Annotated in this window: 28 protein-coding genes and 3 pseudogenes; 12 read left to right on the top strand and 19 right to left on the bottom strand. The window is 55.3% G+C overall.

The features are described from left to right. Window positions 1-494 precede the first annotated feature (494 nt). The 3 genes from F3I21_RS12020 (at window position 495) to F3I21_RS12010 (ending at window position 4,336) form a co-directional block, all read left to right on the top strand. A complete protein-coding gene (locus F3I21_RS12020) occupies window positions 495-1,259 on the top strand; it encodes an A24 family peptidase (RefSeq protein ID WP_150058994.1) in 765 nt (254 codons plus the stop codon). Window positions 1,260-1,474: 215 nt separating this feature from the next. Next, window positions 1,475-2,857 (top strand): diaminobutyrate--2-oxoglutarate transaminase, encoded by a 1,383-nt coding sequence (locus F3I21_RS12015; RefSeq protein ID WP_150059116.1) that lies wholly within the window; start codon window positions 1,475-1,477, stop codon window positions 2,855-2,857. 12 nt (window positions 2,858-2,869) lie between these two features. Then, window positions 2,870-4,336 carry an aspartate aminotransferase family protein gene (locus F3I21_RS12010; protein ID WP_059012974.1) on the top strand — a complete coding sequence of 489 codons (1,467 nt, stop codon included), beginning with the start codon at window positions 2,870-2,872 and terminating at the stop codon, window positions 4,334-4,336. An 82-nt stretch (window positions 4,337-4,418) separates the two neighbouring features. Here F3I21_RS12010 and F3I21_RS12005 read toward each other — a convergent pair whose 3' ends face one another. Then, a complete protein-coding gene (locus tag F3I21_RS12005) occupies window positions 4,419-4,811 on the bottom strand; it encodes a RidA family protein (protein ID WP_150058993.1) in 393 nt (130 codons plus the stop codon). Window positions 4,812-4,940: 129 nt separating this feature from the next. Between F3I21_RS12005 and F3I21_RS12000 the strand changes: the two genes are divergently transcribed. Further along, the gene (locus tag F3I21_RS12000; RefSeq protein ID WP_150058992.1) at window positions 4,941-5,543 is read left to right on the top strand and encodes a TetR/AcrR family transcriptional regulator; all 603 of its coding nucleotides are present in this window, start codon (window positions 4,941-4,943) and stop codon (window positions 5,541-5,543) included. Here the strand turns inward: F3I21_RS12000 and F3I21_RS11995 are convergent. Next, on the bottom strand, window positions 5,524-6,435 hold the full coding sequence (locus F3I21_RS11995) for a LysR substrate-binding domain-containing protein (RefSeq protein ID WP_150058991.1): 912 nt from the start codon (window positions 6,433-6,435) through the stop codon (window positions 5,524-5,526). The genes F3I21_RS12000 and F3I21_RS11995 overlap by 20 nt on opposite strands. A gap of 97 nt (window positions 6,436-6,532) precedes the next feature. On the opposite strand from F3I21_RS11995, the gene F3I21_RS11990 reads away from it, so the two are divergent. Beyond that, window positions 6,533-7,396 (top strand): aldo/keto reductase family oxidoreductase, encoded by an 864-nt coding sequence (locus F3I21_RS11990; protein ID WP_058759127.1) that lies wholly within the window; start codon window positions 6,533-6,535, stop codon window positions 7,394-7,396. Between the two features lie 14 nt (window positions 7,397-7,410). Here the strand turns inward: F3I21_RS11990 and F3I21_RS11985 are convergent, their stop codons facing one another. Next, the gene (locus F3I21_RS11985; RefSeq protein WP_190286092.1) at window positions 7,411-8,904 is read right to left on the bottom strand and encodes a PLP-dependent aminotransferase family protein; all 1,494 of its coding nucleotides are present in this window, start codon (window positions 8,902-8,904) and stop codon (window positions 7,411-7,413) included. Window positions 8,905-9,013: 109 nt separating this feature from the next. On the opposite strand from F3I21_RS11985, the gene gabT reads away from it, so the two are divergent. Then, window positions 9,014-10,267, top strand: coding sequence for a 4-aminobutyrate--2-oxoglutarate transaminase (gene gabT / locus F3I21_RS11980; RefSeq protein WP_150058990.1), 1,254 nt, complete (start codon window positions 9,014-9,016; stop codon window positions 10,265-10,267). A 104-nt stretch (window positions 10,268-10,371) separates the two neighbouring features. Next, window positions 10,372-11,769, top strand: a complete 1,398-nt coding sequence (gene gabP, locus F3I21_RS11975) for a GABA permease (RefSeq protein WP_021509088.1) — start codon at window positions 10,372-10,374, stop codon at window positions 11,767-11,769. Window positions 11,770-11,800: 31 nt separating this feature from the next. On the opposite strand, the gene F3I21_RS11970 is transcribed toward gabP, so the two are convergent. Continuing rightward, window positions 11,801-12,121 carry a hypothetical protein gene (locus F3I21_RS11970; protein ID WP_058759124.1) on the bottom strand — a complete coding sequence of 107 codons (321 nt, stop codon included), beginning with the start codon at window positions 12,119-12,121 and terminating at the stop codon, window positions 11,801-11,803. 172 nt (window positions 12,122-12,293) lie between these two features. On the opposite strand from F3I21_RS11970, the gene F3I21_RS11965 reads away from it, so the two are divergent. After that, a complete protein-coding gene (locus F3I21_RS11965) occupies window positions 12,294-13,586 on the top strand; it encodes a glycoside hydrolase family 10 protein (protein WP_058759123.1) in 1,293 nt (430 codons plus the stop codon). Window positions 13,587-13,626: 40 nt separating this feature from the next. On the opposite strand, the gene F3I21_RS11960 is transcribed toward F3I21_RS11965, so the two are convergent. The 6 genes and pseudogenes from F3I21_RS11960 to F3I21_RS23540 form a co-directional block, all read right to left on the bottom strand. Then, window positions 13,627-15,486, bottom strand: coding sequence for a hypothetical protein (locus tag F3I21_RS11960; RefSeq protein WP_081315781.1), 1,860 nt, complete (start codon window positions 15,484-15,486; stop codon window positions 13,627-13,629). Window positions 15,487-15,827: 341 nt separating this feature from the next. Further along, window positions 15,828-17,810, bottom strand: coding sequence for an autotransporter outer membrane beta-barrel domain-containing protein (locus F3I21_RS11955; protein ID WP_370515516.1), 1,983 nt, complete (start codon window positions 17,808-17,810; stop codon window positions 15,828-15,830). A gap of 749 nt (window positions 17,811-18,559) precedes the next feature. Further along, complete coding sequence (locus F3I21_RS11950; RefSeq protein ID WP_141495966.1) at window positions 18,560-18,808, bottom strand: hypothetical protein; 249 nt, start codon at window positions 18,806-18,808, stop codon at window positions 18,560-18,562. Window positions 18,809-18,885: 77 nt separating this feature from the next. Further along, the gene (locus F3I21_RS23390; protein WP_141495965.1) at window positions 18,886-19,146 is read right to left on the bottom strand and encodes a hypothetical protein; all 261 of its coding nucleotides are present in this window, start codon (window positions 19,144-19,146) and stop codon (window positions 18,886-18,888) included. Beyond that, window positions 19,143-19,802, bottom strand: a pseudogene (locus F3I21_RS23385) (adhesin); the annotation flags it as partial. The gene F3I21_RS23390 and the pseudogene F3I21_RS23385, both read right to left, overlap by 4 nt. Next, complete coding sequence (locus tag F3I21_RS23540) at window positions 19,778-19,954, bottom strand: VENN motif pre-toxin domain-containing protein (RefSeq protein WP_255467579.1); 177 nt, start codon at window positions 19,952-19,954, stop codon at window positions 19,778-19,780. The gene F3I21_RS23540 and the pseudogene F3I21_RS23385, both read right to left, overlap by 25 nt. A 277-nt stretch (window positions 19,955-20,231) precedes the next feature. On the opposite strand from F3I21_RS23540, the gene F3I21_RS11930 reads away from it, so the two are divergent. Then, a complete protein-coding gene (locus F3I21_RS11930; RefSeq protein ID WP_336699231.1) occupies window positions 20,232-20,456 on the top strand; it encodes a SymE family type I addiction module toxin in 225 nt (74 codons plus the stop codon). Window positions 20,457-20,488: 32 nt separating this feature from the next. On the opposite strand, the gene F3I21_RS11925 is transcribed toward F3I21_RS11930, so the two are convergent. The 5 genes and pseudogenes from F3I21_RS11925 to F3I21_RS11910 form a co-directional block, all read right to left on the bottom strand. Further along, the gene (locus tag F3I21_RS11925) at window positions 20,489-20,785 is read right to left on the bottom strand and encodes a hypothetical protein (protein WP_150058989.1); all 297 of its coding nucleotides are present in this window, start codon (window positions 20,783-20,785) and stop codon (window positions 20,489-20,491) included. Then, a complete protein-coding gene (locus tag F3I21_RS23605) occupies window positions 20,782-20,943 on the bottom strand; it encodes a hypothetical protein (RefSeq protein ID WP_190286090.1) in 162 nt (53 codons plus the stop codon). The genes F3I21_RS11925 and F3I21_RS23605 overlap by 4 nt, the downstream gene beginning before the upstream one ends. A 194-nt stretch (window positions 20,944-21,137) precedes the next feature. Beyond that, window positions 21,138-21,587, bottom strand: a pseudogene (locus F3I21_RS23600) (hypothetical protein); the annotation flags it as partial. Between the two features lie 68 nt (window positions 21,588-21,655). Further along, window positions 21,656-22,012 (bottom strand): immunity 8 family protein, encoded by a 357-nt coding sequence (locus tag F3I21_RS11915; RefSeq protein ID WP_150058988.1) that lies wholly within the window; start codon window positions 22,010-22,012, stop codon window positions 21,656-21,658. After that, window positions 22,009-22,965 (bottom strand): VENN motif pre-toxin domain-containing protein, encoded by a 957-nt coding sequence (locus F3I21_RS11910; protein ID WP_150058987.1) that lies wholly within the window; start codon window positions 22,963-22,965, stop codon window positions 22,009-22,011. The genes F3I21_RS11915 and F3I21_RS11910 overlap by 4 nt, the downstream gene beginning before the upstream one ends. Between F3I21_RS11910 and F3I21_RS23230 the strand changes: the two genes are divergently transcribed. Both F3I21_RS23230 and F3I21_RS11905 read left to right on the top strand, forming a co-directional pair. Continuing rightward, entirely contained in the window at window positions 22,960-23,136 is a 177-nt protein-coding gene (locus F3I21_RS23230) for a hypothetical protein (RefSeq protein ID WP_190286089.1), read from the top strand. The genes F3I21_RS11910 and F3I21_RS23230 overlap by 6 nt on opposite strands. Window positions 23,137-23,240: 104 nt before the next feature. Continuing rightward, entirely contained in the window at window positions 23,241-23,456 is a 216-nt protein-coding gene (locus F3I21_RS11905; protein WP_223815669.1) for a SymE family type I addiction module toxin, read from the top strand. A 41-nt stretch (window positions 23,457-23,497) separates the two neighbouring features. Here the strand turns inward: F3I21_RS11905 and F3I21_RS11900 are convergent, their stop codons facing one another. Both F3I21_RS11900 and F3I21_RS23595 read right to left on the bottom strand, forming a co-directional pair. Further along, the gene (locus F3I21_RS11900; RefSeq protein WP_058776382.1) at window positions 23,498-23,737 is read right to left on the bottom strand and encodes a hypothetical protein; all 240 of its coding nucleotides are present in this window, start codon (window positions 23,735-23,737) and stop codon (window positions 23,498-23,500) included. A gap of 184 nt (window positions 23,738-23,921) precedes the next feature. Next, a pseudogene (locus F3I21_RS23595) lies at window positions 23,922-24,149 on the bottom strand (Contact-dependent inhibition of growth factor CdiA); the annotation flags it as partial. Window positions 24,150-24,883: 734 nt separating this feature from the next. Between F3I21_RS23595 and F3I21_RS23590 the strand changes: the two are divergent. Beyond that, on the top strand, window positions 24,884-25,054 hold the full coding sequence (locus F3I21_RS23590; protein WP_223815687.1) for a SymE family type I addiction module toxin: 171 nt from the start codon (window positions 24,884-24,886) through the stop codon (window positions 25,052-25,054). Window positions 25,055-25,351: 297 nt separating this feature from the next. On the opposite strand, the gene F3I21_RS23370 is transcribed toward F3I21_RS23590, so the two are convergent. Continuing rightward, window positions 25,352-25,630 carry a hypothetical protein gene (locus tag F3I21_RS23370; RefSeq protein WP_223815668.1) on the bottom strand — a complete coding sequence of 93 codons (279 nt, stop codon included), beginning with the start codon at window positions 25,628-25,630 and terminating at the stop codon, window positions 25,352-25,354. Window positions 25,631-25,659: 29 nt separating this feature from the next. Further along, window positions 25,660-26,193 (bottom strand): VENN motif pre-toxin domain-containing protein, encoded by a 534-nt coding sequence (locus F3I21_RS23555; protein WP_304622870.1) that lies wholly within the window; start codon window positions 26,191-26,193, stop codon window positions 25,660-25,662. Window positions 26,194-26,323: the final 130 nt, after the last annotated feature.

The following is a 26,323-nucleotide window of genomic DNA, read 5'->3' as shown; positions in this document are numbered from 1 at the left end:
CGCACACCGGCCGGGGTTGTCGACAGATCGCGGTGCGCATCAATGCGCACCCTACAGGTTTTGTAGGGTCGCCATTCATGGCGACCTGCCATCAAACCGCACAAATCCGTAGCGGCGCGATTTCGCGGTACGCATAAATGCGCACCCTACAAAACCTGTAGGGTCGCCATTTATGGTGACCTTTCGTCAAACCGCACAAATCCGTAGCGGCGCGATTTCGCGGTGCGTATAAATGCGCGCCCGGCGAAACCTGTAGGGTCGCCATTTATGGCGACCTGCCGTCAAACCGCACAAATCCGTAGCGGCGCGATTTATCGCGCAAACAGGTTACGCGGCACCTTTATGCCAACCTGTCGTGCAACCGGGCAAAAAATCGCCCCGCTTACACCGGTACGCATCAATGCGCCCCCACGGTAACCGCGCCATGATCTGCACGATCGCCATTCGTGGCGACAGAAAAACCCAACGCTGCATGGACAGCAGGAGAAAACCTCATGGAAATCGCCTACTGGTTGATCGGTACACTGCTGGCGCTGTGCGTCGGCAGCTTTCTCAACGTGGTCATTTATCGCCTGCCGCAGCAGGTAATGAACCCGCAACCCGGCATTCCCCTGCTGCTGCCGCGCTCGCACTGTCCACACTGCCAGACCACGCTGCGCGCGATCGACATGCTGCCGTTGCTCAGCTGGCTGTTGTTACGCGGACGCTGTCGCTACTGCCACCACCCGGTGAGCCTGCACTACCCGCTGACGGAACTGCTCACCGCCGCGATCAGCCTGGCGCTGGCCTGGCTGCTGCCGCCCGATAGCCGCCTGCCTGCCGCCCTGCTGCTCGCCTGGATTCTGCTGGCGCTGACACTCATCGACATTGAGCATCTGTTGTTGCCGGACGCTCTCACCCTTTCACTGCTGTGGCTTGGCCTGCTGTTCAAAGCGCTGCACTGGCTGCCCGGAACGCTGCATGACGCGGTGTTCGGCGCGATAGCCGGCTACAGCGCACTGCGGCTAATGGGTGGACTCTACCAGCTGATAAAAAAGCGCCCCGGTCTCGGTGGCGGAGACGCCAAACTGCTGGCTGCGCTGGGTGCCTGGCTTGGCTGGGCGCTTTTACCCTTTGTGCTGTTACTGGCTTACACAGGCGCAATTTTGTTTGTTCTGCTGGCCCGATTAGGCTGGCAACGCGAGCTGCATCACGTGTTGCCCTTTGGTCCGTGGCTGGCACTGGCGGGCATAAGTCTTTTTATTCACACGATTATTTAATCGCCTGTTCATATCGCGGCGCTAAAATAAGTGGCCAGTTTCTGTCCAACGTCCTGATTCCTATATGAAAAGAATAAACAATTCTAAACAAAATTAATCATTGTGATGTGCGTCAAAAGGCTCTATATTGGCCGCGTTTTTTGAGCCACTGATACTTTTTTGTTCAACTAGTCAATCGGCCAGCCTGTTCGAGCCCCGGTTGAAGGAGAGATATGATGACGGATAAAGTCCGTATTGATACTTTTGGTGCCAACTCATTCAACGGAAACAACGACGCATTCTTAGCCCGTCAGGCTGAGTTTGAATCAAACGTCAGGAGTTACCCGCGCAAGTTGCCTTTAGCGATTGCCAAAGCCAATGGCGTGTGGATTACGGATGTTGAAAACAAACAATATCTTGACTGTCTGGCTGGCGCAGGGACGCTGGCACTTGGTCATAACCATCCTGATGTTCTGCAGAGCATCCAAAATGTCATTACCAGCGGCTTGCCGTTACATACTCTTGATCTGACGACGCCACTGAAAGATCAGTTCTCCGAATCTCTGCTCTCGCTGCTGCCAGGTCAGGGTAAAGAGTACTGCCTGCAGTTCACCGGTCCATCCGGTGCTGATGCCGTTGAAGCGGCGCTGAAGCTGGCGAAAAAAGTCACCGGCCGCAGCGGCGTAATCAGCTTCTCTGGCGGTTACCACGGGATGACGCACGGCGCGCTGTCCGTGACCGGCAACCTGTCGCCGAAAGAAGCGGTTGACGGCATGATGCCAGAAGTGCAGTTCATGCCTTACCCGCACCTGTACCGTTGCCCGCTGGGCCTAGGCGGCGAAGCTGGCGTGAAAGCCCTGACCTACTACTTCGAAAACCTGATCAACGACGTTGAAAGCGGCGTGCGTAAGCCTGCGGCCGTGATCCTCGAAGCGGTACAGGGTGAAGGCGGCGTGAACCCGGCGCCAGCTGAGTGGCTGCAGCGCATCCGCAAAGTGACCCAGGAACACGGCATTCTGCTGATCCTTGACGAAGTCCAGGCTGGCTTTGCCCGTACCGGTAAGTTCTTTGCCTTCGAACACGCGGGCATTGAGCCAGACATCATCGTGATGTCTAAAGCGGTGGGCGGCGGTCTGCCTCTGGCCGTGCTGGGTATCAAAAAGCAGTTTGACGCCTGGTCACCTGGCCACCACACCGGTACCTTCCGCGGCAACCAGCTGGCGATGGCAACCGGTCTGGCGACGCTGAAGATCCTGACCGAGCAGAACATCGCCGGCAAAGTGGCAGAACAGGGTGAATGGCTGAAAGCCCAGCTGAACACGATGGCGAAACGCTTCCCGGTTATTGGTCACGTACGCGGCCTCGGGATGATGATCGGTATCGAAATCGTTAAGCCACACGAGCCAGCTGACCACATGGGTAGCTTCCCGGCCGACGGCGAACTCTCTGCACTGCTGCAGAAAAAATGCTTCGAAGCCGGTCTGATTCTGGAGCGTGGCGGTCGTCATGGTGCGGTACTGCGCCTGCTGCCATCACTGCTGATCAGCAACGAAGAGCTGGCCGTGTTCCTGGATAAATTTGAGCAGGCGCTGCTGGGCGCTGGCGTCAAACCTGTTTGACTGGAAGAGTAAATGTCTGAAGTAAACCCGATTCTGGCCGCCTCGGCCCCGAGCATTGAGGCGTACCAGCAGGCGATTGCCCAGAGCAGCGCCGCGGTTGTGCAGTGGCTGCAACAGCCTGAGATGTACCAGGGCAAAACGGTTGCCGAACTGCGCGAGCGTATAACGCTCGACTTCAATCCAAACGGCCTGGGCAACCAGGCCGCGATTGAACGTGCGATTGAATATTTCCTCAAAGACAGTCTGGCGGTGCACCATCCGCAGTGCGTTGCGCACCTGCACTGTCCGAGCCTGGTGGTAAGCCAGGCGGCTGAAGTGCTGATCAACGCCACTAACCAGAGCATGGATTCGTGGGATCAGAGCCCTTCTGCCACCATTATTGAAATCAAACTGATTGAGTGGCTGCGTGCGCAGGTTGGCTATCCGGCCGGTGATGCGGGCGTGTTCACCAGCGGCGGTACGCAGAGCAACCTGATGGGCCTGATGCTGGCACGTGACGCTTTCTATGCGCGTCAGGGCCATTCCGTGCAGCAGCACGGCATTACTGGCGATCTGCGCAAGATTAAAGTGCTGTGCTCAGAAAACGCCCACTTCTCCGTGCAGAAGAACATGGCGCTGCTGGGTCACGGCTATCAGTCTGTGGTGCAGGTGAAATCGGATCAGTTTGCCCGTATGGACGTGAATGACCTGAAAGCCAAACTGGCGCAGGCTGAAGCCAACGGCGAACAGATCCTGGCGATCGTCGCGACGGCAGGCACCACCGATGCCGGCGCCATCGATCCGCTGCGTGAAATCGCAGCCATCGCCGCTGAGCACAACATCTGGGTGCACGTGGATGCGGCCTGGGGCGGTGCGCTGCTGCTGTCTGAAAAGTATCGTCATTACCTGGATGGTCTGGAGCTGGTGGATTCCGTCACCCTCGACTTCCACAAACAATACTTCCAGACCATCAGCTGCGGCGCGTTCCTGCTGAAAGACGCGCGTCACTATGAGCTGATGCGTTATCAGGCGGCTTACCTGAACTCCGAGTTCGATGAAGAAGCTGGCGTGCCGAACCTGGTGTCCAAATCACTGCAGACCACGCGTCGTTTCGATGCGCTGAAACTGTGGATGGGTCTGGAAGCGCTGGGTCAGAAACAGTACGCCGCGATTATCGACCACGGCGTGAGCCTGGCACAGGACGTTGCGCAGTTCGTTGAATCTGAGCCACGTCTGGAGCTGGTAATGCAGCCACAGTTGGCCAGCGTACTGTTCCGCTATCGTCCAGAACAGCTGAGCGACAGCGCGCAGATCGCCCTGTTCAACCAGCGCATCGGCGATGCGTTGCTGGAGTCTGGCCGCGCTAACGTCGGTGTGACCGAGCATGCAGGCGTGACCTGCCTGAAGCTGACGCTGCTGAACCCGACCGTCACGCTGGAAGACATCAAGCTGCTGCTGGCGCTGGTAGAAAAAACTGCTGATCAACTGCTGAGCGCCTGATTAGGCGTGAAGTGAACAAGCCGCTAACCGGCAACGGTTAGCGGCTTTTTTATGGGTTGCAGACTGATCGCCGCACGCTGGCTCACTGCGGAATGCGCGCAATTACCTTGATTTCGAAATCATAGCCCGCCAGCCAGTTGACGCCCACCGCCGTCCAGTTGGGATAAGGCGCATCGCCGAAGAAGCGCAGCCGTACTTCGTTCACCGTGGTGAACTGCGCTTCCGGATCGGTATGAAACGTAGTGACATCAACTACGTCATCAAAACTGCAACCGGCGGCCTTCAGCACCGCCGCGAGATTGGTGAACGCCTGATTAACCTGACGCGTGAAATCGGGCTCGGCGGTGCCATCATCACGACTGCCCACCTGGCCGGAAACAAACAGCAGGTCGCCGGAGCGAATCGCCGCAGAGTATTTATTGATGTTGTACAACGCCTGACGGCCCGCTGGAAAAACAGCATCGCGTTTGTTCATAATCGTACTCCTGAAGATGAGAGAAGAAAGCGGGTTAGCTATGCCCGCTTTCGCTTTAACATACGCCGCGTATGTATTACTATGTTTTACATACGCGGCGTATGTCAATGCAAAATTTAAGGAACAGCGATGGCAGCCAGACGACGGGCAGACCAGGTGGAAGAGACACGCGGCAAACTGATTGCCGCTGCACGACGCGCGTTTGCGCAGAAGGGTTACAGCGAAGCGTCAATGGATGACCTCACGGCAGCCGCCGGGCTGACGCGCGGTGCGCTGTACCATAATTTTGGCGATAAGAAAGGGTTACTACAGGCGGTCATTGACCAGATTGATGGCGAGATTCTTGAGCAGATGCGCGCAGCCGGACAGCAGTATCACACTCGCTGGCACGCGTTTCTGGCGGAAGCCATTACCTATATCGAGATGTCGCTGGAGCCGGAAGTCCAGCGCATCATGCTGCTGGACGGCCCGGCGGTGCTGGGCGATCCGTCGCGCTGGCCTAATCAGACCGCCTGTCTGCGCACCAGCGCCGCCATGCTGGCGGAGCTGATTGAGGAAGGTACGGTGAAAACGGTCGATACCGAAGCGGCGGCGCAACTGGTCAACGGCGCCGCGCTCAATGCCGCGCTGTGGATTGCCGCTGCCGATGAGCCGGTCGCGGCACTGCCGCGTGCGGTGCAGGCCTTTCGGCTGCTGGTTTCCGGGCTGCTGGTCAACCCGGCGTCGCATTGAGTTCGCGTATCCAGCGGAGAAACGCCTGCAGCGGCGCCGGGATCAGCCGGCGGTCATTGTAATACAACCACAGGCCGGGAAAGCTGAGCCACCAGTCGGCAAGAATCGGTTGCAGACTGCCGTTGGCCAGCGCCGGCTTCAGCCAGTCCTCAAACAGATAGACCACGCCGGCACCGGCGATGGCCGTTGACACCGTCAGCTCCATCGCCGCACCGATGCTGCAAATCAGCGGCCCCTGCGGCTGTAGCGTGATGCGTTCCGCGCCGCGGCTGAACTCCCATTCGGCCGTCACCCCGGTGGCATAACGACCATACAGACAGCGATGCTGCATCAGGTCGCGCGGATGCTGCGGCGTACCATAAGCCGCCAGATAGGCCGGCGCCGCGGCCGCGGCAAAGCGCTGCACGCGCGGACCAATCGGCAGCGCCACCATATCCTGCTCCAGATGATCGTCATAACGGATACCGGCATCGCAGCTGTCGCGAAAAATGTCCTGCACATTACTTTCCGCCACGATCTCCAGCCGGATGTCCGGATAGCGCTGCAAAAATCCCGGCACAATCGCCGGTAATACCAGCCGCGCTGCGCTGACCGGCACGTTGAGCCGCAGCGTGCCGCCCGGCGTGTCACGGAACGTGTTCAGGGCATCCAGCGCCGCATCCACTTCGTTCATAGCGGGTAGCAGCCGTGACATCAGCGCCCGGCCCGCTTCGGTCAGCACCACCGTTCGCGTGGTGCGATTGAACAGCCGAACGCCCAGTTGCTCTTCGGCGCGCCGCACCGCATCACTCAAACGCGACGGATTGCTGCCGCTCATGCGCGCCGCTTCGCGAAATCCGCCGGCTTTTGCCACCGCTACTACCGCATGCAGCAACGCCATATCCAGCGCCATTGTGCGTCACTCCGTACAGTCTGTCCTGATTTACACGGATAGTCGCACAGCACCGTTGTGATTACAATTTAAACACTATCCGATGAAGGAGGTTTACATGTCACAGGCTACAACTACTTATACGCTGGGCGACCGTCAGGTTGCCCGTCTCGGCTACGGTGCCATGCAGCTGGCCGGTCCCGGCGTGTTTGGCCCGCCAAAAGATGAGGCCCGCGCGCTACAGGTGCTGCGCGATGCCGTGGCTGCCGGTGTGAATCACATCGACACCAGTGATTTTTACGGGCCGCACATCACCAATCAGCTGATCAAAAAAGCGCTCTATCCTTACCCCGACGATCTGGTGCTGGTGACCAAAGTGGGTGCCCGGCGTGATGCCAAAGGCGGCTGGCTGCCCGCCAGCACGCCGGAGGAACTGACGCAGGCGGTTGAAGACAACCTGCGCAATCTGGGGCTCGACGTGCTGGAGGTGGTCAATTTACGCTCGATGCTGAGCGTTCATGGACCGGCAGAGGGATCGCTGGAGCCGCAAATCGAGGCGATGATTAAACTGCAACAGCGTGGCCTGATTCGGCACATTGGCCTGAGCAACGTGACCGCCAGTCAGGTGGCGCAGGCACAGCAGATGACGCCGATTGCCTGCGTACAGAATCTGTATAACCTCGCCAATCGTCAGGATGAGGCGCTGATCGATCAGCTGGCGGCGCAGGGCATTCCCTACGTGCCGTTCTTTCCGCTCGGCGGTTTTTCGCCGCTGCAGTCGGAACAGCTCAGCGCGGTGGCCAGCACGCTCAACGCCAGTACGCTGCAGGTGGCGCTCGCCTGGCTGTTGCAACGCTCAGATAATATTCTGTTGATTCCCGGCACCTCCTCGCCGCAGCATCTGCAGCAAAACCTGGCCAGCGCGGCGCTAACGCTCAGCCCGGAGGTGGTTGCGCAACTGGACAGCATTGGCCGGGCGTAAGGCACACGCCGGGGCTATCCCCGCCCGGCGATGCCCGCTTCCACCAGGCAGGCTTTGAGCACACCAAACGCATCCTGGCACTGGCGCTCATCCACGCAGGCGTAACCGAGCAGCAGACCGCGTCGCTCCTGCGGATGCATGTAGTATTGCGACAGCGGCCGCACCTTGACGCCGCGTCGCAGCGCCAGCGCGGCAATCGCCACATCATCGCAGCCCGGGGGCAGATTCAGCACCAGATGCAGCCCTGCTTCATGATTGACCACCGGCATAAAGGCCGCGCCCAGGTAGCGCTCAATTAGCGTCATCATAAAGCGCCGGCGCTGACTGTAGAGTTTGCGCATGCGGCGGATGTGCGTCACGTAGTGGCCTTTCTGAATAAACTCCGCCAGCGCGCGCTGCACCAGCAGATGGCCGCCGCGATAAAGTTCGGCCGCCGCCACGCGCAGCGGCTGCGCCAGCGCTTTCGGCACCACCAGATAGCCGAGACGCAGCGCAGGATAGAGCGTTTTACTGAAGGTGCCCATATAGATTACCGGCGCATCCGGCTCAAAGCCCTGCAGCGAGGGGAATGGCTGGCCGGCGAAGCGAAATTCGCTGTCATAGTCATCTTCCACCAGCCAGCTTTTGTGTTTGCGCGCCAGGTCGAGCAGCTGTCTGCGCCGCTCCAGACTGAGATGCACACCCAGCGGATACTGGTGTGACGGTGTCACAAAAATCATCTTCGGCGCTTTGCTGCGCGGTGCCAGCTCCGGAATAATGCCCTGTTCATCCACCGCTTTGGCCTGAATTTTTAGCCCGTTAATGCGTAACAGGTTGCGTGTGCCCCAGTAGCCTGGCTCCTCGATCCACACCGGATCGCCTGCGTCGCACAGCACGCGCGTCACCAGATCCACCGCCTGATGAATGCCTTCGGTAATGATGATTTGATCGGCGTCGGCACGCACCGAGCGCGCTACGCTGAGATACTCAGCCAGCGCCTGGCGCAGCTGCGGACAGCCGCCGTTACTGCTGTAAATCAGCCGCTCGATGTCGGGTTCGCGATTCAGGCGCGACTGAATCTGGCTAAACAACTTATGCGGAAACTCACGTACATCCGGCGCGCCGGGCACAAACGCACCCCACTGATAAGGCGAGGCATTGGCGTGACCGAGCAGCGTGGCGCCGCGTTTTGAAATCGCCGCCGGTTTACTCATCAGGGGTTCACTGAGCGGCAGCGCCGGCGTGCTGTTGAGGCTCCCTTCCGGCAGGTTTTCTGCAATCCAGGTGCCGCTGCCGGTGCGCGCGCTGACATATCCCTGCGCGACCAGATTTTCATAGACGTTGAGCACCGTATTACGCGACACCGCCAGCTCGCGCGCTAAATCACGCGTCGCCGGCAGGCGTGAGCCGCGCGGGAAAATGCCCTCTACAATCGCCGCCTGCATGCAGTGCAGCAGGCGCTGCTGCAGCGTGCCTTCCGCGACAAACTGTAGTCGTTCCAATACATGATCGGCGTACAAACTCCGCAATTGGCTCCATCCTTCTCAGTGAAATTGGCTCTGGCAACCGCGCTCAGTGCAGGCATAAATAAACGTGTTTGTCGTGATTTGTAAAGACGCTTATCGCTAAGGAAAGGTTATGGAAGGTAAAAACAACCAGTTGCAACAACGCAAAGATGACGCGCTGCCGCGCGGCACCGGTAATCTTTGTCAGTGGTATGTCGATCAGGCCGAAAACGCCACGCTACGTGACGTTGAGGGCAATAGCTGGATTGATTTCGCCGGCGGCATCGCGGTGCTCAACACCGGCCACCGTCATCCGCGTATCGTGCAGGCCATTGCCGATCAGTTAGCAAAATTCACCCATACCGCATTCCAGGTCACGCCGTATGAGAGCTATGTGGCGCTGGCGGAACGCATCAATCAGCGGGTGCCAATTGCCGGTAAAGCCAAAACCGCCTTTTTCACCACCGGCGCTGAAGCGGTAGAGAATGCGGTTAAAGTGGCGCGCGCCGCCACCCGTCGTCACGGCATCATCACCTTCGGTAACGCCTTTCACGGCCGTACTTTCATGACCATGGCGATGACCGGCAAAGTGGCCCCCTATAAGCGCGATTTTGGCCCGATGCCGGCCTCGGTGTTTCACGCCCGCTACCCTAACGCAGTGACCGGCATCAGCGTTGAGGACGCTATCGCCAGCCTGCACGACCTGTTCAGCCACGACATCGCGCCGCAGGATGTGGCCGCCATCGTACTGGAACCGGTGCAGGGCGAAGGCGGTTTCCACATCGCGCCGGCAGAGTTTCTTACGCAGCTGCGCGCGCTGGCCGATGAGCACGGCATCCTGCTGATTGCCGATGAGGTACAGAGCGGATTTGCCCGCACCGGCAAGCTGTTTGCCATGGAGCACTACAGCGTCCAGCCCGATCTCATCACCATGGCGAAAAGTCTGGCGGGCGGTATGCCGCTGTCGGCGGTGAGCGGTCGCGCTGACATCATGGATGCGCCCGGTCCGGGTGGGCTGGGCGGTACTTACGCCGGCAATCCGCTGTCGATTGCCGCCGCGCATGCGGTGCTGGATGTCATCGACGAAGAACAGCTGTGCCAGCGTGCCAGCCAACTGGGCGCTACGCTGAGCGAACTGCTGCACCGCGCGCGCCGCGCTAACGCGTCGATTACCGACGTGCGTGCGCTGGGCTCAATGGTAGCCGTGGAGTTTGCCAGCGCGCAGCAGGCGCAGGCGCTGCAGCAACAGGCGATGGCGCGCGGTCTGCTGCTGCTGACCTGTGGCCCGCAGGGTAACGTGATCCGCTTCCTCTATCCGCTCACCATTCCGGATACCCAGTTCCGCCAGGCGCTGGATATTCTCGACAGCCTGCTCAGCCAGCCTTAGCGTTCCACCCATTGTCCGATCGCTTGCCTGCCGCGTGCAGGCAAGTTTCACCTGCATAACAGGCGGGGTCTGCCCTGCCTGAGAGACGATCTGGAGAGATATTGATGACTGCTCAGAATGCCGATGTACTGGCACAAAGCCTGAAACCCCGCCACGTGCGCATGCTGTCAATTGCCGGTGTGATTGGCGCCGGGCTGTTCGTCGGTTCCGGCCATGCGATTGCCGAAGCCGGGCCGGCGGTGCTGCTGGCCTACATCGCCGCCGGTGCGCTGGTGGTACTGATCATGCGCATGCTGGCGGAGATGGCGGTCGCCTCACCTGACTCCGGCTCCTTCTCCACCTACGCCGACAAATCCCTTGGCCGCTGGGCTGGGTTTACCATCGGCTGGCTTTACTGGTGGTTCTGGGTACTGGTGATTCCGCTGGAGGCCAACGCCGCCGGCACCATTCTGCACGGCTGGTTCCCGCAGGTGGCGGTGTGGGAATACACGCTGGCGATCACCAGCTTCCTGACCATCAGTAACCTGTTCAGCGTGAAAAACTACGGTGAGTTTGAGTTCTGGTTCGCGCTGCTGAAAGTGGTAGCTATCGTCGCCTTTCTCTGTGCCGGCAGCCTGGCGCTGTTTGGCCTGTTGCCCGGTAGCAGCACGCAGGGTATTTCACACCTGTACGACACTCACGGCTTCATGCCTAACGGGATCAGTGCCGTGCTCGCCGCCATTCTTACCACCATGTTCTCTTTCATGGGCACGGAAATCGTCACCATTGCCGCCGCCGAATCCAATGAGCCGCGCAAGCAAATTACCCACGCCACCAACTCGGTGATCTGGCGTATTGCGCTGTTTTATCTGCTGTCGATCTTTCTGGTGGTGGCGCTGGTGCCGTGGAATACGCCGTCGCTGATGAAAGCCGGGTCTTACCAGACGGCGATGGAGATGATGAACGTGCCGTATGCCCGGCAGATTGTCGATGTGGTGGTGCTGATCGCGGTATGCAGCTGTCTCAATTCTGCGCTTTATACCGCGTCGCGCATGCTCTATTCCCTGTCGCGTCGTCAGGATGCGCCAGCGGCGGCCTCGCGCACCACGCGCAGCGGCACGCCGTGGGTCGCAGTACTGATGTCTACCGCCGCAGCATTTCTGGCGGTGATCGCCAACTATCTGGCGCCGAGCGCGGTGTTTGAGTTCCTGCTGGCCAGCTCCGGCGCCATTGCGCTGCTGGTTTATCTGGTCATTGCCGCTTCGCATCTGGTGCTGCGGAAAAAGCGCGAGGCGCGCGGCGAGCAGCTCAGCTATCGCATGTGGCTGTTCCCGGGTCTGACGTGGGCCACCATGGTGTTCATTGTTGGCGTACTGACGTCAATGCTGTTCAATGCACAGCATCGTTCAGAAATTATCGCCACCGGGCTGTTAACGCTGCTGGTGCTGGTTGCCAGCCAGATAGTGCACCGCAAGCGCGCGGCGCGTAAAAACAGCGAGGAGATGGTAGCGCTGCGTTCGTAACGCTCGCCTTAACGGGCACGGAAGCCCGCCGTTACTGCACATCAATACTGATCGACTCATCCGCCACGTTAATCGTCACGGTGCAGTGCGTCCACACCGGCTGCCCTTCAGTCATCTCATGTTCGATAAAGTATTGCTGAAAGTCTTTCAGCGCGGCACTGAGATCGCCAATCGCGCGCGCGTCCGGCTCGAACCAGTCCGGTTCGCCGTTTTCATCAAGGTAGTTAAACTGAAACTGCCCGCCCTCCTCATCGGCAAACAGCTCCGCCTGCACCACCAGCACCTGCGCGCCGTCGGGGCCACAGCTAAAAATGATCTGGCCAATGCGGCGATAAAGGTCTTCGTATTGCATAGTGAGAACTCCTGTAAGATGCGGGACGCGCGACAGCGCCGCGGCGGCATTCATCTTAGCCAATGTCTTGACATTATGTCTGAGGATCAGAGAATGAACGCCTGCGAATAACGGACTACAAGAAACGGAGTTTATCATAGCCTGTTCAGCGCGTTACCTCTCTGTTACCCACATTAAACGCGTCGCCCGTCTGCTGTCTGCCGTGCTGTTGCTGGCCAGCTGTGCCTCGGAGCCGCCAAAATCGCTGGTCACCCCGTTTCCGTCGCCGACTAAACCTCCTGTTCCGGCCAAACCCACAGCGCAGACTGAACCAGTGCGCGGCGTCTGGCTCACCACGGTGTCGCGCCTCGACTGGCCGCCGATATCCTCCGTCACAGCCAGCCCGGCACTGCGTATCCGCCAGCAGCAGCAGGCACTGACGGCCAAACTGGATAAGCTGCATAGTCTGGGGATCAACACGGTGTTTTTCCAGGTGAAGCCCGATGGCACCGCGCTGTGGCGTTCGCGCATCCTGCCATGGTCCGATACCCTGACCGGCAACATCGGGCAGGATCCGGGTTACGATCCGCTGCAATTTATCCTCGACGAGGCGCACAAACGCGGTATGAAGGTGCATGCGTGGTTTAATCCTTATCGCGTGTCGACCAATACCAAACCTGCCACCGTGACGGCGTTAAACAACACGCTCCAGCTGCAGCCGGCCAGCGTGTTTGTGCTGCATCGCGACTGGATCCGCACCGCCAGCGACCGCTTCGTGCTCGATCCGGGCATTCCGGCGGCGCGCGACTGGATCACCAGCATCGTGGCGGAAGTGGTGTCAAACTACGCCATTGATGGCGTTCAGTTCGATGACTATTTCTACACCGAAACCGCGGCATCGCCGCTCAATGACAGCGCCACCTTCCGCCAGTACGGCGCGGGCTTTGCCAGCAAAGCCGACTGGCGGCGGCACAATACCCAGCTGCTGATCGAACAGGTTTCCCACACGATTAAGCAGCTCAAGCCGGGCGTTGAGTTCGGCGTCAGCCCGGCGGGCGTATGGCGTAATCTGTCGCACGATGCCGCCGGCTCCGATACGCGCGGTGCGGCGGCTTATGATGAAGCCTATGCAGACACGCGCCGCTGGGTGCAGCTTGGCCTGCTGGATTACATCGCGCCGCAGTTGTACTGGCCGTTTGCCCGTCAGGCCGCGCGCTATGACGTCCTGGCGCGCTGGTGGGCCAATGTAGTACAGCCCACGCACACCCGGCTGTACATTGGCGTGGCGCTGTATAAGGTGGGTGAAGCCTCGAAAAGTGAGCCGGACTGGACGGTTCAGGGCGGCGTTCCCGAACTGAAAAAACAGCTCGATCTGAATGAATCGCTGCCGCACATCGACGGCACCATTCTGTTTCGCGAAGATTATCTTAATCAGCCGCAGACGCAGCAGGCAGTCGATTATTTACGTCAGCGCTGGGGAAAATGATTTATTCAGGCCAGCAGAGGAATACTGCTGGCCTGAAGCGTTAGCGCGGGTTATCCGGATCGAGTAATTCAATACTGCGCGGCACGCCGTTCACGCGGACTTTCAGAAAACGGCGGGTGATCCACTTCCCCACGGCATCCTGCTCCTGCCGTTCAAAAAACGGCCCACGCAGCAGCAGTTCCTTATTATTGTTGTAACCAAAGCCGACATCTTTATTGCCCACCCAGTGCTGCTCAAAGGCGACGACCGGCTGGTTATCCAGTGCCGTGGCTTCTTCCGCACTGCAGGCGGTAAAACTTTTGCGGAAAATAAAACACTGACCGGACTGATAGCGATCGCGCCCGTTGGTTTCCACCAGCGCAATTGAGAAGCCGGTATAGGCCGGAATTTTAACGTACAGTTTGGTGTGTGCGCCTTTGCCCTCAATATGCACCTTAATTACGGGTGAGGAGCCTTCGCTGTGCCAGCTGCCAATGGTGTTATCGTCGTTGCGCGCCTGCAGATAAATATGCGCCACGCCCTCCGGTGTCCGGTAGCTGTAATCGGTTTGCGTTTCCGACTGGGAAACATACTGCGCGCTGCCGAGAATGCGAACGTGAATTTGTGAGGTGGCGTCGGAAAAATTAAATTCGCCGACGTAAAACCATTTCGCGTCTTTGCCACGGTTATCCATGTGATGCTGCGAGGTAGTGAAGTCATAACTCAGCGATCCCTGAATGATCGCGCCAAGATCGGAAATCTCCATCACGCCACGATCGCCTTCCGCCAGCAGCGTCCATGGCTCAATACCCTCTTTGCTGAAGTCAAAGCCCGCGCTATCGCGGTGCACGCTTTTCTGAATAATCATCGCGCGGCAGTAGCCCATTTTCATGGGATTTTGCGTCGATTCAATCACCAGCCCTTCAATGGTCCACTGACCATTGGTGAGATCGCCGGCAAATTCGGAGTGCTCGATCCAGCCATTGCGAATAAACGATTGCGTGCAGCGCGGCAGATCGAACACCGGCTGTTTGGTGCTGCGCTGCAAATTAAAGTTGGAGAGTTCAATGGCGGTCGAATGATCCCAGGCACCCTGTTCCCGGTCGGACCAGCGCGCATAGACAATACTGCCCTGACAGCCACGTGAATAAAACTGGTCGATTTTACAGTCCAGCGTATCAATCAGTTCCAGTGCTCGCCCGCCGAGGTAGCGAAACTCCATACTGCTGACGCGCAGAAACTGGCCACCGAAAATACTGTTGGTAAAGAAGCCGACATTATTAAACGCCGTGCCGCCGTCTTCGCCGCTGTCAGAACTCATGCCTTTCACCACAAAGCCGGAGATCTCCACATAGCGTGCGCGCACGCTAAAGAAATGAGTTTTGCGCGGTTTCGGTCCCCAGTTAAATTTCAGCGTGGTGGTGGGGAAATAACCGAAGTTGACCGGCGCGCCGGAAATTTTAAAGCGGTTAATCTCTCTGTCGCTGCCCAGCACTTCCGCTAAATCAAAGCCGGACAGGCTGAACTCACCGGCAGTAAAGCGAATGCCCGCGGAGGGTAATACACGCTGCGACCATTTAAACATGCGGATTACCGCATCAATACAATCGGTGGTGCCATCAGCTATCGCGCCAAAATCCACCACCGTGACCGCGCTATAATCGAGGACCACTCTTTTCCAGCGCTTTTTACCGGACGTCACGAAATTCAGCCCGCCGTCATCGGGCGTGCTGTTGTCGGTGGCATCGTAGACAAACACGCCGCCGCCCATCCGACTGCCACGGCTGTATTCCAGCACCGACGCAATTTCGCCAATCGAAACAGGTTCCTGTTTACGTAAATCGTCAATGGTATGTAATTGAATCACCGTCCCGGTGGCAGATGGTGTGGTAGTGCTGGTGGTGCCAGATGTATTCGCCATGGTGTTCCCCATAAATTATTAACGTAATACGACAGAGCATCAGCAGTATAAGTGATTGAAAATTAATATATTGACCTGTGCCAGGTTATACGGGAGCTTTTCAGCGGGGTGATTTGCCGGAACAGAATAACGATATGATTCCGGAAGGAAAGCGAAGCGACAAAATTACGTTTTACAGATTTATCGCAGAATAATTGTGGTAATCGCCGGTACGAACGTTCTGATTAATTTGACTTACGAAGAAGAATGGCTTGAATTATCGAAATATTTCCCGCGATCATCAGTTTAATTTTTTACGCGAGATAACGCGCCAGTAAAAATTTTCGACTGGCGCGTCGCCGTCAAAATGTCGCGTTCAGGCCAATATTCCAGCTCAGCTGATGATAGGCGCTGTTGCCACCGACCGCAGAAACCCCGGCAAAGGCGTTGACCGTTTCACCCAGCGGCACGCTGGCCCCCAGCGACATATCCAGCCAGTTTTTATCACCGGCGCTGACGCTGCGTACAAAGCCGGTCTGCGTTGACTTCAGCCCGGCGCGCACCGCGTTCTGCGTATCGCCGAACTGGTGGTTATAACTGAGCTGCGCCCACGGATTCACCGGCCACTGTTTGCTGTCGATACGCCAGCCAAGCGCGCCGATTTGCGAATGCAGGGTTTGATCGGAAAAGCGCATAGCGGTACTGCTGTCGCCGTTTTCGCTGTAGCCCCCTGCCCGCACATAATCCAGTGCGTAGCTGGCAACCGGACCGGTAGAAAGGTGTTCGCCTATCGGCAGATCCCAGCCGGTTTGCACCCGTAGCCCGAGCATTTTTCCGCTGCTACTGCCCTGTTCGGTGCGCGTTGCCGGGCCGATATTGATGCGACGTTCGATGCTGTCAAAATCGAGATCGGCATAGTGCACATCCGCATTGATCCAGCCCTGCTCCAGCAGCGTCAGCTGGCTATACAGCGCCAGCAAATTGCCGCGCAGCTTGTAGTCGTAGTGCGCCGACGGATGCTGGTGCTGCGCGGTGCTCGACAACAGCAGACCTGCCTGCCAGTTATCCGTGAACTGATAGCCTAATCCCAGCGTCAGGCTGCCGGTATTGGCGTCACCGTTGAGCAGGCTATCGCCGCGATAATCAATATGCTGACCGGCATAGCCGCCGAACACGCTAACCTGACCGGCGCTGGCCGGCTGCTGTCGCTGCTGCTGTAAATGGCCGTCGAGGGTGTTCTGCATATCCCGCGACAGCATCAGCGGAGCCCGTGCCAGCGCCGCCACCTGCGCGGGTGCGTCAAGGATCGATTGAATATAGTCGGCGATCATGGCATGTACCGCCGGGCTGGGATGCAGCCGGTCGGCGAACAGATAGGCCTGCGCGTTACTGAAACCGGGTGTTGACGAGGTACATTCGGCGGCAGAGGTGCCAACCGGACAGGCCATCCCCAGCGTATTGCTCAGGCCATAGCGTTGCGGATCGGCAATTACCTCGTTGAACAGGCCGGCGATGTCGGCACGCACAATGTTGCCATTCAGCGCCACCAGCCCGGCTTCTTCCTGCTGGTTATAGCCATCGGAGAGGGCCGTCACCTGCTCGCTGAGCACCTGCCAGGCCGAAAATAGCTGCTGCGCCAGCGCGGCACGCAGCGCCGGGATGGTCGATACCTGTGCGGCGGCCTGATCGAATGCGTCGCGCACCGCCTGCTGGCGCGCAGCCACGTCGGGCGTGGCATGGCTGTCCAGCGAGGCAAACGCCGCGACCATCGCCGACTGCGCCGCCGGGCCCAGCACACTCAGCACCGCCTGCACCATGAAAGGCGTGGAGCCAAGCTGCGGCACGTTTGGCACGATTACCGCCCCCGCACCGGCATCCAGCAGGGTTTTGATTTGCGACACCGCCGCGCTGGCGCTGTTGCTGATGGTCTCGCGCGCGGTAAGCGGATTGGTCACCGCCGCCGCGATATCGTTAGCGCCCACCCAGTGAATGTACAGTCCGTTGCTATCTGCGCGGCCGCCGGTGGATTGCAGATAAGCAGCCAGCTGGTCTTGCGTATTGAGGCTGGCATCCAGCGCCGGCACGGTAACGCCGCCGCCCTGTGCATAGTTGCTGCCACCGCGCGACGACGGCTGCAGCGTTTGTCCGAGCTGTGCAGCAAGAATCTCGTCATACAGCGGATGCTGGGCGCCATCATAAGTAAAACGCCCGACATTACCGCCATCGCTCAGGCTATCGCCGAATACCGTCAGGTTATCCCACGCCAGAGCGTTGAACGGCACATACAGGCAACTCAATGTGGCAAACGCGACCGCCGATCGCGTCAGGTTGCGACTTTTCATCATTCACTCCGAATCAGGTCAGAAATCATGTCTGACCGCTTAAGGTGCCAGCGCGGCAGGATGCCTTGGCGCAGGGTGAAAACCGCTTAAACAGCGGAAAGGACAGTGATAACAAGGATGCTTAAGGTGTAGTCAGGCAGGCGCGCCTTTACCAGGCAGAGAGCGGAAATTTGCGGGGTAGATCGGCACGTCAGGGATTGCGGGCTGGTAATCGCAGCGTGAGGAACGGTGCTTTGAGTGACTTAGCGGTGGCATTACCTGAAGCCGAAATGATTTCGATTGTTGCAGCCTGGTAATCCAGCGCCGACAGGGCTGCTGGAAAGCTTTCAATAGCACTCGAACCAGGAACAGAATTTATCCGAATAACGGGTTTTTCTGCCGCGTCTGAGTAAGCTGGTTATGCATCTTTGCTGAGCACGCATCTGTAAATATCCGCGTTCGCCTGGAGCACAAACCTTCATCTTTCATCACTATAAAGGCCACTGGTTGATCGGATTGGGATTTCGACCGAACAGAAGATCGAGGCGATCACTACGCCAGGGCGGATGATTTGCGGTGATATTTTTGACGCTCACAAACAGCGTTGCCCGCGTATTTGTAAGGCTTTTTTTGGGTGTCGGGGCTGCGCCCTGACAGGATCGCTTTTGGAGTGCCGATTATGGCGGTGCTTCAAAAACATATCTTGTCTGCTGTTGGAGGGATTCAAGGCAAAAAAATCCCGCCAGCTATGGGCGGGAATGATTACCATACAATTATATCAAGCCAAGTGATTCAGGAAGTTGTTTAATATAGACTGCACGATCTCCTTGATATTCTTTTGATACCAGATAAAAAGTACTTACTACTTTCTTTTTATCATCAAGACTTATAAGTTGTAGTTCAGCCGTAATACTTTCCATCATTCCCACAGCAATATCAGGATCCAAAGACTCTTCATCAGAGAACTCCAGAAAAATAGCCATGTCAGCTATTATCTTTACCAGACGAGCATAACTATTCATGGATAATTTTCACCTCTATGTTTTTATGCCTAATTCATCAAACTGAAAAATCCCGGTTCGATAGCCGGGATTTTTATTCAGGGTTTGGGGTCGGAAGGCGGTGATTTTCGGGTTTTATGTTCATCTATCCTGGCAAAGATCCATGAGCCAAAACCAGCGGCTACTCCAGCTATTCCACTCATGACTATAGTTTTATATATTGCATCTAAGCCAATTTGTAAATTGCCTGTATGTAAATAATTAACGATTAGCCGTAAAACAATTCCTAAGCAAAAAAAACAGATAACTCCATATAACATGCTTAAAATAAGAAGATAAAATGTAGGTTTTTTATTCATTTATTATTCCCCGCCCTATCAATTGCATCTTTAGTTGCGTCCCCCAAAATTTCTGATGTATAAGCACCACCTATTTCCGCCCAAAAACCAGACGAAATCCCTAAAGCAGGTTTAAGTAAACCGGGCGCATATTCACCAAAGTATCCTCCGGCCACCGAACCTGCAACGGCTCCACCAACAGCCCCAGGATCTGGCCCGTCCGTAAACACAGCACTACCGGCCGCAATTCCCGTATTCGCCCAAATTCCCCGTCCCGGAGCCATAGCACCAGTAGCAGCGGCTGTCGCAGTACTCCAGTAATCATAAATCTTACCTTCATTGCCTGGACTGCTCATATAAAGCAACTGATAACTACCATTCGCGATACCGGCAATAACAGTGCTCACTGCCACCTTACCTATAGATGCAGTAGATCCGAGATAAGCCGCCCCGGCAGCCAGGACGCCATCTTTATAAGCTTCAACGATTACTTTCGGGATATTGGCACCTTCCGGTAAATCACCTTTTGCCAGTTTATCCAGCCCAGCCTGATTCTGTTCCTGGGAGATATTATTATCCTGTACGTACTGTACCCATGATCTCACCACCATCCCGTAGTCTGTGATCCCTTTCGGTAACTGGAATCCATCACTCAGCGCATTATTATCAACCGCATTCTTCCCTGCCTGAGCGCCGCCAGCGCACTGCCGCTACTGCCGCTACTGCCGCCGGTCACGCCGCCTGCCAGACCTGCAGCCAGGGTACTCAGTGCACTGATGATCTGCTTATCCGACTCCTGCAGGTCACTGACCTGTTTACCCGGATACATCGAATGCATGATCAACTGACCCATCAGCTCTCCGCTGACCGCACCGGTGCGCCTGCTGCCGTGCTGCCGCCCGCGATCTTATCACACGAACCATTGCACTGGTGCCACGGCTGGAAAGGCAGATCGATGCGATCCGACAGACGCTAATGGCGAAGCAGAAGTTTATTTCTGAGATGCTGGATAACGTGATGGGTAAACGGATTAGCTAACAGGCGCGGAACTGTGGTGCTCGAATATCCCAGCCCGCTGACCGCAAGCAATTAACGAGGAGCTGCTTATGGCTGGTACCCATCATAAGTCAGAAACCGACACGCCCTCAACTAAATCAAGACGTTATACCGTGGGATATATCCACGACCACCTGAAGCACCGGCCTTCACCGTCGATCACCCTGCGCGGCCACTGGATGGCCGAGCTGGGATTTGGCGACCGGGCAGAAGGTCGAGGTGATCACCACGCCGGGGCAGATGATTATCCGGCTGGCGGCGGACTGATAATGTAAAAATCCCGGCTCGCTGGCCGGGATTGTATTAATTAGTAATCAGAGTGATATGTGACTTTGTATGTGTTTCCTAATTCTCTTTTAAGACACTCGGCTAATTTATACCCAACATCAATAAATAAATTTTCTTCTTTTTCACTTTTAAAACTGGATGATGCAGGATCATCTACATTGAGAATATCATCATATCGTTTAGCCCATTCATTCAGGCTATTTTTCAGCTCCAGTGATATTGGTAATTCCTCGGGTGATATATCACTAAAGTCGTCCGAACCACCTCCCCATAATGGATGACAATGATAGTCAGCCCTCAATTTTATCTCTTTCATTTTACCGAGCCTCGCAATTTAGCCCCTACGACGTAGCCGTTGTTCCCTACAGTAATAGCAATATAGTACTTCTTACCATTTATCATGGTTTCATAGATGGGCCTGCCAATCCCAGGACCTTGATAACCAACAACTTTACCATCAGTGTCAGCTTTCATTATTATATCAGGAATACATGCTTCTGATACACCTATTTGAGCAAATTGGCTCCCATGCTGTTCCACAATATGTTGTAATCCTGCTTTTGAATTTCCTTTTCAAGAATAATAAATTTTCCGCCATTGTCCTTTTCTGCACTAGCAACATTTTCAGGTGTAACTTTAATTCCTTGTGTGGTCATCTCATTAAACAAAGATCTAGTTGTCAAACTATTCTTCGCAATTATGACGAGGTCTTTACCCAACATTCTCAAAGAAGTTATAGCAGCCTGATTTTCAGGATCGGATATCAACGCCGCAAAACTCGTCCAGCCGGGACTGTTTACATCTATATTTCTCAGATCCTGTCCATTCCATTGCTGAACATAGGCTTTGACTTCATCGCTTGTCATTACCTCAACACCATGAAGCTTTCCTACCCAGCCAGGACGCGCCGCCATATCAACGCCGCCCTGCGCCAGTTCTTTATCAACAACGACAGCTTCCAGCGGATTATCTTTCAGTTTCTGATCGGTGTCTGCGCTTTGCTTATCGCTGACCTGCTTACATTTATCGATTACTGGCTGGCAATCGCTGCCGGATTTCCGGCAGTCTGACAGCTCTTTATCAAAGCTGAGCGCCTGACTGGCACTCAGCGCATAGTTGATCATCCGGCTGGCGGTGGAGGAAGCGGCAGGTAAAAATATCCCGGCTCGGTGGCGGGATATTTTGGTTAATCATTCAAGGGCTGGTAATCTTCATATTCCCAGGAAAAGACGCGGGAGAGCTTTTGCGCTATATCCATCCAGTTTTCACCTTCACACTGATCGATGTAGTCTGTGATCGTCTTTTTGATTTCATCCAGATCGTATTTACGCACCAGAAGCGTGTGGCGCATTAACTCCGGCAGCCAATGATGTTTGCAGAGCCATTCGGGGGTGCAGACTTTTACATAAAAATAATTGCTACTAGTTTCATCGATAGGTCCAATTGTTAACGTTAATGACATAATGAAATTATCTGCTTCTTCTGGAAGATAAAGTTTCAGATCGAATAAATCATTTCCTAGCATTTTCAATTCAGCTTTCATTTTTTAATACTCATATGCCCACTACCAATACGTATCCTTTCACCAGTTGATGGGTTTATTTGGTAGGTTTCGAAGTTGGCTTGCACTCCTGTTGGATTCAAATGCTCTGGAGCATTTGGCTCCGAAACAGGATAACGGTATACCCTTAAACCATCAGCACTAACCAGACCTTTTCCGTCCGTTGTTGGTATAGCCCCATCTCCTACCCAGATTTTACCTAATCGATCTGCTTCGTCTCTGCTTCCAGAACCAATACCATAATTCAGTTTTCCATTATCACCCCTGACAACGGCGTCCAACCTCGGATCCTGCTTAGCGATATTGTTCAGGTTTTGCTGCATCAGATCGTCTTTCAGCTTCGGATAGGCTGCTGCGTTATAAGCAGAGACCTCATCACTGGCCTTATTAATCAGCCGTGAAGCTTCAACCACATCCCCTTTCTTCAGCGCCGTTTCCGCAGCCTTAATCGCCTTACCTGCCACATCCCCTGCACCCGGTATTATCCCGATAACTGCTGCCAGATAATCCAGCGCCGTCTGCGCTTCCGCAAAACTCTTAATGTCACCGACAACCGGCACAAAATCCAGTCCGGCCAGACCCGCACCTCTCAGCAATTCATCACGATGCGCATCCATTTTAGCACCGCAGGCTTCGGCACTCATTCCGGCACAGTTTTGAGCCTTGAATTCCTCAGTAACCTTCACCAACGCATCCTGCGCTTTCTGATATTTCTCCTGCTGCGATATTCCTGAGGCTTTGTTCTCAGCAATATCACTCAGCGCATTATTCTCAACCGCATTCTTCCCTGCCTGAGCGCCGGCCAGCGCACTGGCGCTACTGCCGCCGGTCACACCTCCTGCCAGACCCGCAGCCAGGGTACTCAGTGCACTGATGATCTGCTTATTCGACTCCTGCAGGTCACTGACCTGTTTACCCGGATACATCGAATGCATGATCAGCTGCCCATCAGCTCTTCGCTGACCGCACCGGTCGCGCCTGCTCGTGCGCTGTTTCCTGCTGCTCGCGATCTTATCACACGAACCATTGCACTGGTGCCACGGCTGGAAAGGCAGATCGATGCGATCCGACAGACGCTAATGGCGAAGCAGAAGTTTATTTCTTAGATGCTGGATAACGTGATGGGTAAACGGATTAGCTAACAGGCGCGGAACTGAGGTGCTCGAATACCCCAGCCCGCTGACCGCAAGCAATTAACAAGGAGCTGGTTATGGCTGGCACGCATCATAAGCCAGAGACCGACACGCCCACAACTAAATCAAGACGTTACACCGTGGGATATGTCCGGGATCAGAGGAAGTTCACGCTTTCACCGTCTATTATCCTGAAGGGCCACTGGATGGCGGCACTGGGATTTGAGACCGGGCAGAAGATCGAGGTGATAACCACGCCGGATCAGATGATCATCCGCCTGGCGGTTGACTGATAATGTAAAAATCCCGGCTCGGTGGCCGGGATTTTATCTGATCAAGATATTTTCAGTTCTTCCGTTGCTTCCGCCAGGATTTGCAAAAAACTGCTTAAACTAAATTTCATTGCATTCTGTTCAGCAAGTATCCTGGCATCTGAGAAAAACTCTATTTCTATATTGTCAGGGCCTTTATCTTTATTTAGTTGGCAAAGAATCTGATCTTTGTAAGAGATCTCCGCTGTAATTTCTTCATATTTAGAATCACTGAATAAGGTTAATTCAAAATCATTGTTCATATATTTATCTCGGCTTTTTAGGATCTAAGAAACCAGAAAATGAGCCATCTAAGTTATAGCGCACACCTCTGCCATCAGGCAACCTATATTCCACGCCACCTCTGGAAAGTTCTGTTTTTATAGTGCTTTTATTATTCAGCACTTCATTTACAAACTGATTCGCTGCTTCACTTTTCTGTGTTGGATTGCCTTTTAAAATTTCAAAAACACCACCAGGTCTACCTGCGTGTTTTTCCCATGCTCTGGCCGCAGCGGATAAACCTTGTTAGTTAATTCGCTCGTTCGCAGACGAAATAAGATCATCTTTCCTGAAACGGTCAAAACTATTATTTGAACCGTTTTCCTTATCTCGTGCATTTTCCTCATCTTGTGGCTCCCAACCGCCAGGCGTTCCGGAACCCGTTCCACCCAATTCGGCTTTATCAGCATCCGACAAATCTTTGCCAATATTTGGCTGGTTCTGCTCTTCGCCATTTTCCGAAGAACAAGCTCGTCCGAAGGAGCATTGCGTTGCCTTGTCCAGCGCATCACCCAGATCTTTAATTGTACCTTTAAGACCTGAAGCTATTTTCTTATCTGCATCCTGTTTAATCTGGTCGCCGGGACCAACAGGCACACCCGGAACAGGAACTGGAGGTGCAGGGATAGTCAGCGCATTATTCTCAACCGCATTCTTCCCTGCCTGAGCGTCGGCCAGCGCACCGGCGCTACTGCCGCCGGTCACGCCGCCTGCCAGGCCTGCAGTCAGGGTACTCAGTGCACATGATCTGCTTATCCGACTCCTGCAGGTCGCTGACCTTTTTACCCGGATACATCGAATGTATGATCAACTGACCCATCAGCTCTCCGCTGACCGCCCCCGTCGCGCCTGTTACCGCGCTGTTTCCTGCCGCCCGCAATCTTATCACACGAACCATTGCACTGGTGCCAAGGCTGGAAAGGCAGATCGATGCGAGCCGGCAGATGCCAATGACGAAGCAGAAGTTTATTTCTGGGATGCTGGATAACGTGATGGGTAAACGGAACCGCTAACAGGCGCGGAACCGTGGTAGTCGAACCCCCAGCCCACTGACCGCAAGCAATTAACGAGGAGCTGGTTATGGCTGGCACGCATCATAAGTCAGAGACCGACACGCCCACAACTAAATCAAGACGTTACACCTGGGATATGTCCGGGATCAGAGGAAGTTCACGCTTTCACCGTTTATTATCCTGAAGGGCCACTGGATGGCGGCACTGGGATTTGAGACCGGGCAGAAGATCGAGGTGCTCACTGAGCCGGGACAGTTGATTATCCGCCTGGCTGCTGAAGGATAACTGACTGATAAAAAAGGAATCCTGGCTCACTGGCCGGAATTCCTTGTTAAGATCAATTAGGATCTGATGGGGGAGATTTTCGCGTATTGAACTTGTCTATCAGATTAAAAACTATTGTAGCTAATGTAATCGCTGTTCCTGCAATAGATCCAAAAACAATAGCTCTCTTTAGCTGTCCATCGGGAATTAGAAAATATCCATTTTTAATATATATAATGACCGATGCTCCAGCCCCTAAAATAAAACAAATCAGTATACAAAAAACACAAGAGTAAATTAGTAATTTGATATATGCGATCATTTTTTCTCCTCCTTTTCTTTTTCAGAAAATTTTTGTGGAGTTGGTGTATTTAAGAGATTTTGTGTATATTCACCTAAAAACTCTGTCCCGAGCGAGCCTACAGCATCAAATATGAAGCCAGGTGCATCCTTTCCTGTTAACGAATTAACAACCCCTGGTGCATATTCACCAAATCCCCATCCCAATCCAGCGCTACTTGCGGCGATACCAATCGCCCCAATATCAGCTCCATTACTCAATGCCGCACCAGTCGTAGCTATTCCTACGTTCTGCAATAGTCCACGTCCCGGCGCCAGTGCGCCGGTTACAGCCGCAGAAGCACTGCCCCAGTAGTCCCAGGTTTTTGCTGATTTTCAGGCAGGCTTTGATTCTTCTCACTGTTGATATCAAACCACTGATACGTACCATTAGCCATTGCCGCGATGACTGCACCACCGACTACTTTACCTACCGATGCAGCCGGACCTAAATAAGCTGCTCCTGCTATCAACACGCCGTCCTTATATCCATTCACGATAACCTTGGTTACATTCGCGCCGTCAGGCAAATCACCCGGCGTCAGTTTATCCAATCCTGCCTGTTTCTGCTCTGGTGTAAGGTTATGTTCCTGTGAATACTGATTCCATGACTGCGCAGCGGAGCCTGAACTGGTCATACCCGTACCCAAACTCAGCGCATTATTCTCAACCGCATTCTTCCCTGCCTGAGCGCCGGCCAGCGCACTGGCGCTACTGCCGCCGGTCACGCCGCCTGCCAGACCAGCAGCCAGGGTACTCAGTGCACTGATGATCTGCTTATCCGACTCCTGCAGGTCGCTGACCTGTTTACCCGGATACATCGAATGCACGATCAGCTGCCCATAAGCTCTCCGCTGACCGCACCGGTCGCGCCTGCTGCCGCGCTGTTGCCTGCCGCCCGCGATCTTATCATTCTAACAACTGCACGGTGCCGCGGCTGGAAAGGCAGAT

Source organism: Pantoea sp. B_9 (assembly GCF_008632015.1).
GTDB lineage: Bacteria > Pseudomonadota > Gammaproteobacteria > Enterobacterales > Enterobacteriaceae > Pantoea > Pantoea dispersa.
The sequence above is the reverse complement of the archived record's forward strand: the minus strand, read 5'-3'. Positions and strand labels throughout refer to the sequence as shown.

Bases quoted from the DNA above. Each gene is read 5' to 3' on its own strand.
- F3I21_RS12000 (WP_150058992.1), top strand. From the start codon at position 4,941: ATGGCAGCCAGACGACGGGCAGACCAGGTGGAAGAGACACGCGGCAAA.
- F3I21_RS11955 (WP_370515516.1), bottom strand. From the start codon at position 17,810: ATGATGAAAAGTCGCAACCTGACGCGATCGGCGGTCGCGTTTGCCACA.
- F3I21_RS23605 (WP_190286090.1), bottom strand. From the start codon at position 20,943: ATGAAAGCTGACACTGATGGTAAAGTTGTTGGTTATCAAGGTCCTGGG.
- F3I21_RS11900 (WP_058776382.1), bottom strand. From the start codon at position 23,737: ATGAACAATGATTTTGAATTAACCTTATTCAGTGATTCTAAATATGAA.
- gabP (WP_021509088.1), top strand. From the start codon at position 10,372: ATGACTGCTCAGAATGCCGATGTACTGGCACAAAGCCTGAAACCCCGC.
- F3I21_RS11905 (WP_223815669.1), top strand. From the start codon at position 23,241: ATGGCTGGCACGCATCATAAGCCAGAGACCGACACGCCCACAACTAAA.
- F3I21_RS11925 (WP_150058989.1), bottom strand. From the start codon at position 20,785: ATGAAAGAGATAAAATTGAGGGCTGACTATCATTGTCATCCATTATGG.
- F3I21_RS11950 (WP_141495966.1), bottom strand. From the start codon at position 18,808: ATGAATAGTTATGCTCGTCTGGTAAAGATAATAGCTGACATGGCTATT.
- F3I21_RS11990 (WP_058759127.1), top strand. From the start codon at position 6,533: ATGTCACAGGCTACAACTACTTATACGCTGGGCGACCGTCAGGTTGCC.
- F3I21_RS11995 (WP_150058991.1), bottom strand. From the start codon at position 6,435: ATGGCGCTGGATATGGCGTTGCTGCATGCGGTAGTAGCGGTGGCAAAA.
- F3I21_RS23555 (WP_304622870.1), bottom strand. From the start codon at position 26,193: ATGTATCCGGGTAAACAGGTCAGCGACCTGCAGGAGTCGGATAAGCAG.
- F3I21_RS23540 (WP_255467579.1), bottom strand. From the start codon at position 19,954: ATGTATCCGGGTAAACAGGTCAGTGACCTGCAGGAGTCGGATAAGCAG.
- gabT (WP_150058990.1), top strand. From the start codon at position 9,014: ATGGAAGGTAAAAACAACCAGTTGCAACAACGCAAAGATGACGCGCTG.
- F3I21_RS11960 (WP_081315781.1), bottom strand. From the start codon at position 15,486: ATGGCGAATACATCTGGCACCACCAGCACTACCACACCATCTGCCACC.
- F3I21_RS11915 (WP_150058988.1), bottom strand. From the start codon at position 22,012: ATGAAAGCTGAATTGAAAATGCTAGGAAATGATTTATTCGATCTGAAA.
- F3I21_RS12005 (WP_150058993.1), bottom strand. From the start codon at position 4,811: ATGAACAAACGCGATGCTGTTTTTCCAGCGGGCCGTCAGGCGTTGTAC.
- F3I21_RS23390 (WP_141495965.1), bottom strand. From the start codon at position 19,146: ATGAATAAAAAACCTACATTTTATCTTCTTATTTTAAGCATGTTATAT.
- F3I21_RS12015 (WP_150059116.1), top strand. From the start codon at position 1,475: ATGACGGATAAAGTCCGTATTGATACTTTTGGTGCCAACTCATTCAAC.
- F3I21_RS11910 (WP_150058987.1), bottom strand. From the start codon at position 22,965: ATGCATTCGATGTATCCGGGTAAACAGGTCAGTGACCTGCAGGAGTCG.
- F3I21_RS11970 (WP_058759124.1), bottom strand. From the start codon at position 12,121: ATGCAATACGAAGACCTTTATCGCCGCATTGGCCAGATCATTTTTAGC.
- F3I21_RS12010 (WP_059012974.1), top strand. From the start codon at position 2,870: ATGTCTGAAGTAAACCCGATTCTGGCCGCCTCGGCCCCGAGCATTGAG.
- F3I21_RS11930 (WP_336699231.1), top strand. From the start codon at position 20,232: ATGGCTGGTACCCATCATAAGTCAGAAACCGACACGCCCTCAACTAAA.
- F3I21_RS23230 (WP_190286089.1), top strand. From the start codon at position 22,960: ATGCATGATCAGCTGCCCATCAGCTCTTCGCTGACCGCACCGGTCGCG.
- F3I21_RS12020 (WP_150058994.1), top strand. From the start codon at position 495: ATGGAAATCGCCTACTGGTTGATCGGTACACTGCTGGCGCTGTGCGTC.